Origin of the sequence: uncultured Rikenella sp., assembly GCF_947628055.1 — a bacterium.
In the GTDB taxonomy this organism is placed as follows: domain Bacteria; phylum Bacteroidota; class Bacteroidia; order Bacteroidales; family Rikenellaceae; genus Rikenella.
The window spans coordinates 1-5,729 of the sequence record NZ_CANQYJ010000132.1; the positions used below are offsets into that span (position 1 = coordinate 1).

A 5,729-nucleotide genomic window follows, 5' to 3' on the forward strand; every position below is an offset into this window, starting at 1 on the left:
TTCGAGAACCGGGGGGCCCGGCAGGCATCAGGAGATGCGTAAGCATCTCAAAAAGTTTGGCTTCGCCTTCCTCCTGGCGCCTCGGCCATTCGAGCAAGCTTGATGGCTCTCAGCTGCTGCGTCGGTTTTCTGGTTCTCTTTGTTCACAACCGACGCTGCCAGGTATCGCTCGGCACTCGAACCGAACCGTCTCTGCCCTGCATAGGGTGAGCGGCGAGGAGGAACCGAGCAGCGTTCCGAGGGCAGAGGCCGCTGGCGGACTATGCCGAAGTAGCGCGAGGAAGCCGGAGGCAAAACGAGCGGAGCGAAATTAAAGAGAACTGTTTCCTCCCGAACACATACAATAAAACTTACGGTTAAACATATTCAGGTTCCCGTGGCCGGAGCCAGCGGGGACTGCAAACGAGCGCAGTGAGCATTTTGCAGGCCTCCGCCCGGGGTGGCTCCGGCCTGACAGAGGGAGATCGTTGACAACATGGCAAGAATACTTCTGAAGTCTATAATCAACAGTACGTTTTTTGCCTCGATCCGGCGGGATTTTTGTTCTCTCTTCACCGCTCATGCCGCGGGGGCACTTCCTTTCTTGGGTGCCCAAGAAAGGAAGCAAAGAAGTCGCCGAAAATCGGTTTGGACTTCGTAAAACATAATGTTTTGCGAACCCTCAAACACGGCACTTTCGGGTTTGCTGTGTCTACCCGTCTGCGGGAAAACTTTTGCGTGTAGAGAAAGACGGTCTGGCTGTGATCTCCCGATGGCGCCCCGGAGCCATCCCCGGGCGGAGGGGCGCAACTCGCTACGCTCGTTTGCCTCTCCGCTGGCTCCGGGTCGTACTTGTGCTTCGGAACCGTACTTGTTTCGGGCGCCGGTGAAAGCTTTTCCGGAAGCGTCGCGTTTTGCCTTGTCGAAAGCCGGTCGTTCTGCCTGGCTTTCGACAAGGTGAAACCGGCTTGAGGCGGCTAAGAAAAAAGGCCCCCGCGGCCTGAGCGATAAAGAGAAAAGTATCATTCCGCAAAACGGGCAGCCCGGAGCCGGCAGGGCTTTGGGGTAGAGGCGGCCAATAAAACAGCCAACGGCTGCGGCTCGAGTGCCGAGCGGCACCCGGATCGAGGCGATTACCGAAGAAAAAGCACCCGCGGCAGAAGCGACCAAACGCAAACGAAAAGCCCGCCGGGCTCCTATTTTAACAAAACGGATAAAAATAAAGATCATGTCGAAGTTGATGGACCCGATCGTGGGTCAGCTTATGGGATTGCGTTACAAATCGCACCCGTGGCACGGAGTGAATATCGGCGACGAAGCACCGGACAAAGTGACCTGCTTTATCGAAATCGTATCGACCGACACAGTCAAATACGAAGTCGACAAAGAGTCCGGTTACCTGTTCATCGACCGGCCGCAGAAATATTCCAACACCGTTCCGGCCTTGTACGGTTTTCTGCCGCAGACCTACAGCGGCAGCCAGGTGGCACAGATGAGCAACGAAGCCTTGCAGCGCGACGACATCAAAGGCGACGGCGACCCGGTGGACGTATGCGTGCTGACCGAGAAAACCATAACGCACGGAGATATTCTCGTACATGCCAAACCCGTCGGAGGTATCCGGATGATCGACAACGACGAAGCAGACGACAAAATCATCGCAGTACTCAACCACGACGCAGTGTACGGCAATATCGACGACGTATCGGAACTGCCGCCGCTGGTAGTGGAACGCCTGCGCCACTATTTCCTGACATACAAAGACTTGCCCGGAGCCAAACGCAATGTGGAGATCACACACATCTACGGAGCGCAGGAAGCCAAAGAAGTGATCGTCCGCTCCATGGAAGACTATCATAACCGGTTCAACAACCTCGAAGCATTGCTCAAGCTGTGATTTGATCCGATTGCTTTTCCGATCCGCATCTTTGGGCCCGGAAGCAACCGTACTTCTGGGGCAGAAACGAGATCCCGAACGGTATCCGTGCCGGAAATTCATTCAGCTTCAGAGACACACGCGAAGCCGAATGTCCTAAATTTTCAAAACAAGAACCCTGCCGGACGGCATCCTGCCGACCACCGGACGAACGTATAAGCAATTGATGGAACAGATCATCGAGTGCGTTCCCAACTTTAGCGAAGGACGCGACAAAAAGATCATCAACGCTATCGTGCACGCGGCGGCGAGCGTGGCGGAGGCATATGTGCTGCACGTGGACAGCGGCGCAGCGGCGAACCGTACCGTGGTGACTTTCGCCGGAGGGCCGCAGGCCGTGATCGAGGCAGCGTTTCAGGCAGTCAAGGCGGCCGCCGAGCAGATCGACATGCGCCGGCACCACGGCGAGCATCCCCGGATCGGCGCTACGGACGTTCTGCCGTTGGTGCCCGTAAAAGGAATCTCACTGGCCGAGTGTGCGGCACTGGCGCGCAGGCTCGCCGAGAAAGTGGGGAACGAGCTGAACATTCCGGTTTATTGTTACGAAGCGGCGGCATCGGCACCGTACCGACAGGGATTGGAAGCGTGCCGAAGAGGGGAATACGAAGGGTTGAGGAACAAAATGACCGATCCGCAGTGGAAACCGGACTTCGGGCCGGCGCAGTGGAGCGAATCTGTGGCGAAGACGGGAGCGACGGTGATCGGTGCGCGGGATTTTCTCGGAGCGGTGAATTTCAATCTCGCGCCGACCGGCGACCGGGCCGCAGATCTGGCCGCCGCGAAAGCGGTAGCCAAAGAGATCCGCACCGCCTCGGGCAGCCGATGGTCGCTGCCGTGTGTGAAAGCGATAGGCTGGTGGATCGAAGAATACGGTTTTGCACAGGTTTCGACCAACCTCACGGATATGCACACCACGGGCTTGGGGCAAGCCTATGAGCGCGTTTTGCTCACAGCGCACCTGCATGGGATGGCGGTGACGGGCACCGAGGTGATCGGCCTGCTGCCTCAGTGGGCGCTGGTCGATGCCGGGCATTGGCTGGCCGGTTCGGATACGGACGACCAGACGGCCCTCGAAGATGCCATCGATTACTTAGAGCTGGACAGCATGGAAACCTTAGGGCGTCCGTTCGATCCGGACGAGAAGATCGTGGAACGGGTGCTGGCGGCTGTCAGAAAAGGGGGAGCTGTTTAGCAGCCGTCATGTCCGGGAAAAGTCGATGATCCGCACCGGTTTTGGATACGGAGAGTCGGGAAAGCCGGCGTGAAACAGATTGCGTCATATTTTGGTCAGCGTATTCCAGAGCAGATCCTTGAGCTCCTGAATGCGGTAGCTCATAACCGACGAAATGAAAAGGTAGGGTATTCCTTTCAGCTCTTTCGCGGCTTCGATCTCGCGGGTCAACCCCTCGGTCAGCTCGCCGTCCAACAGGTCGCTTTTCGTAACGGCCAGCAGCCGCTCTTTGTCCAGCATCTCCGGATTGTACTGCCGCAACTCGTTGAGCAGGATGTTGTATTCGGCCACAATGTCTTTCGTATCCGCCGGGATCACGAACAGCAGCACCGAGTTCCGTTCGATATGCCGCAGGAACCGCGTCCCGATTCCTTTGCCCTCGTGCGCCCCTTCGATGATTCCCGGAATGTCAGCCATGACGAACGAATGGCCGTCGCGCACCTCTACGATCCCCAGATTGGGTTCCAAGGTGGTGAAGGCATAGTCTGCAATCTTCGGCTTGGCCGCCGACACCACCGACAGCAGGGTCGATTTGCCTGCGTTCGGAAATCCCACCAGCCCCACATCGGCCAGCACTTTCAGTTCCAGCACGAACCATCCTTCCTGCATCGGTTCGCCCGGCTGCGAATAGCGCGGCGCCTGGTTGGTCGCCGTCCGGAAATGCCAGTTGCCCAATCCCCCGCGTCCTCCTTTCACCAGAATCGCTTCCTGTCCGTCTTCGGTCACTTCGGCCACCGTTTCGCCGGTCTCGGCATTCTTGGCCACCGTGCCCAACGGTACGTCTAAGACAATATCTTTCCCGTTTCGTCCGTGCATTTTGGCACCTCCGCCTCCTTCGCCGTTTTCGGCCATTTGGTGGCGCTGGTATTTGAGGTGGATCAGTGTCCAGTACTGACTGTTCCCGCGCAGGATCACGTGTCCTCCCCGTCCTCCGTCGCCGCCGTCCGGGCCGCCGAATTCGATGAATTTCTCGCGGCGGAAATGGCTCGAGCCCGGGCCTCCGTTGCCGGATCGGGCGTATATTTTGACATAATCGACGAAATTGGAGGATGCCATAGCGGAAAGGTGTTTGCGAAGGCTGTGGGGCAATTGCTGTGCCACAGTCCGATACAAAAGTATACTTTTTTACGGATTTTTGGGGCTGGCTCTTGCCTGTGCCGGAATTGTTCTCTATCTTTGCACTCGCAAAAATGCCGATGTAGCTCAGTTGGCCAGAGCAGCTGATTTGTAATCAGCTGGTCGGGGGTTCGAATCCCTCCATCGGCTCTTTTCGGGATAGTGGGGGTGAGGATGATGCGGAAATGCAATAGTTCTTTTCCGGGCGGATACCAGAGTGGCCAAATGGGGCAGACTGTAAATCTGCTGTCTTCGACTTCGGTGGTTCGAATCCATCTCCGCCCACAAAAGTTTATTCCGTTGCGAACCGTTCAGCCGTTAGGTTTCGGTTTTTGGGCCGAACCGATGCAAGTTTACTTGCTAATCGGTATCGGCATAAAAACCGAGATTGAACGCAGTTCAAAGGTTCGCAAAGGATAATTTTTGTAGGGGTCCTGCCGGGAGGCAATGGATAACGGCGCGAATGCGACGTAATCCTCTCCGCCTTTCAGAAACAGACAGTCGGAGGCAATGGATAACGGCGCGGATGCGACGTAATCCTCTCCGCCTTATTGAGGGAATAAGGTCCCGCCGGGAAGCCGATGGATAACAGCGCGGATGCGACGTAATCTTCTCCGCCTTATTGAGGGAATAAGGTCCGCCGGGAGACGATGGATAACGGCACGAATCCAACGTAATCCATCTTTCTATAAAAGGCAGAAGCAATGGATAATCGTCAGAACGATGATCCATTATATAAAACGCAAACAAAGATACCTTGTCGGGAAAAGATATTTTGCCTGTTTCGGAAAAACGGTTATCTTTGCATCACTGATTCATGCGGAAGTAGCTCAGTCGGTAGAGCATCAGCTTCCCAAGCTGAGGGTCGCGAGTTCGAATCTCGTCTTCCGCTCCATACACAAACCCGGGAAATAAAGGGTTATCGATGAAAGAGGGTCGGGTTTCCGACCCTCTTTTTCTTTATGCAGATTCCGCAGATTTAGGTATGCTTTCGGCGGGCCGTTTTGTAAATGGTCACTTCCTACGGCCACTTTACCTATCCATGCAGCCGGATGTCATTTCCTAAAAAACAGTCCTTGAAACTCTTTCTGAAAGCGAGACTCATTTGAAGCGGATAGAGACCATACAGCTCCGCTTAAGGGCGGAAGACGCCAGAACAAAAGGGGACTTCAGGTTAGCGTTTGCTCCTGTGAACGAACAATCTCCGACCGTAACACATCCCCCGTTCGATTTAAGCACTGCCCGTTCGACCTCGCACGCATCCCTGAAGACAGCACAAGCTCCCGTCGCGTGTGTCCTGTTGGGCTTTTGTTGGGGCTCGCACCGTTTTATTTAAGGTAATTACAGCTCATTGTTCTGTTCGAGGCCTGTCAGGACTTTTTATTTTGTACTACTCGTTGGTTGAATTAGAATTTTAAGGATATATAAATGAAAAAGTTGCGCAATATGCAGATTTTTAGTAAATTA

The 5,729-nt window shown here is 55.1% G+C and carries 3 protein-coding genes and 3 tRNA genes; 5 read left to right on the forward strand and 1 reads right to left on the reverse strand.

All coding sequences use genetic code 11. The features are described 5' to 3' along the window. The first annotated feature begins 1,204 nt into the window (after window positions 1-1,204). Together Q0Z93_RS09495 and ftcD are read left to right on the forward strand one after the other, a co-directional pair. Complete coding sequence (locus tag Q0Z93_RS09495; protein WP_298064932.1) at window positions 1,205-1,876, forward strand: inorganic pyrophosphatase; 672 nt, start codon at window positions 1,205-1,207, stop codon at window positions 1,874-1,876. Between the two features lie 205 nt (window positions 1,877-2,081). Beyond that, entirely contained in the window at window positions 2,082-3,107 is a 1,026-nt protein-coding gene (gene ftcD, locus Q0Z93_RS09500; protein WP_298064917.1) for a glutamate formimidoyltransferase, read from the forward strand. 84 nt (window positions 3,108-3,191) lie between these two features. On the opposite strand, the gene obgE is transcribed toward ftcD, so the two are convergent. After that, on the reverse strand, window positions 3,192-4,202 hold the full coding sequence (gene obgE / locus Q0Z93_RS09505) for a GTPase ObgE (protein WP_298064920.1): 1,011 nt from the start codon (window positions 4,200-4,202) through the stop codon (window positions 3,192-3,194). Between the two features lie 136 nt (window positions 4,203-4,338). On the opposite strand from obgE, the gene Q0Z93_RS09510 reads away from it, so the two are divergent. The 3 genes from Q0Z93_RS09510 (at window position 4,339) to Q0Z93_RS09520 (ending at window position 5,157) form a co-directional block, all read left to right on the forward strand. Next, window positions 4,339-4,412: transfer RNA gene (locus Q0Z93_RS09510), tRNA-Thr, on the forward strand. A gap of 53 nt (window positions 4,413-4,465) precedes the next feature. Further along, window positions 4,466-4,547, forward strand: a tRNA-Tyr gene (locus Q0Z93_RS09515). Between the two features lie 534 nt (window positions 4,548-5,081). Further along, window positions 5,082-5,157 (forward strand) — tRNA-Gly (locus Q0Z93_RS09520). Window positions 5,158-5,729: the final 572 nt, after the last annotated feature.

What these genes read in the sequence shown, in the direction of transcription:
- ftcD (WP_298064917.1), top strand. Translation starts at nt 2,082, where the DNA reads ATGGAACAGATCATCGAGTGCGTTCCCAACTTTAGCGAAGGACGCGAC.
- obgE (WP_298064920.1), bottom strand. Translation starts at nt 4,202, where the DNA reads ATGGCATCCTCCAATTTCGTCGATTATGTCAAAATATACGCCCGATCC.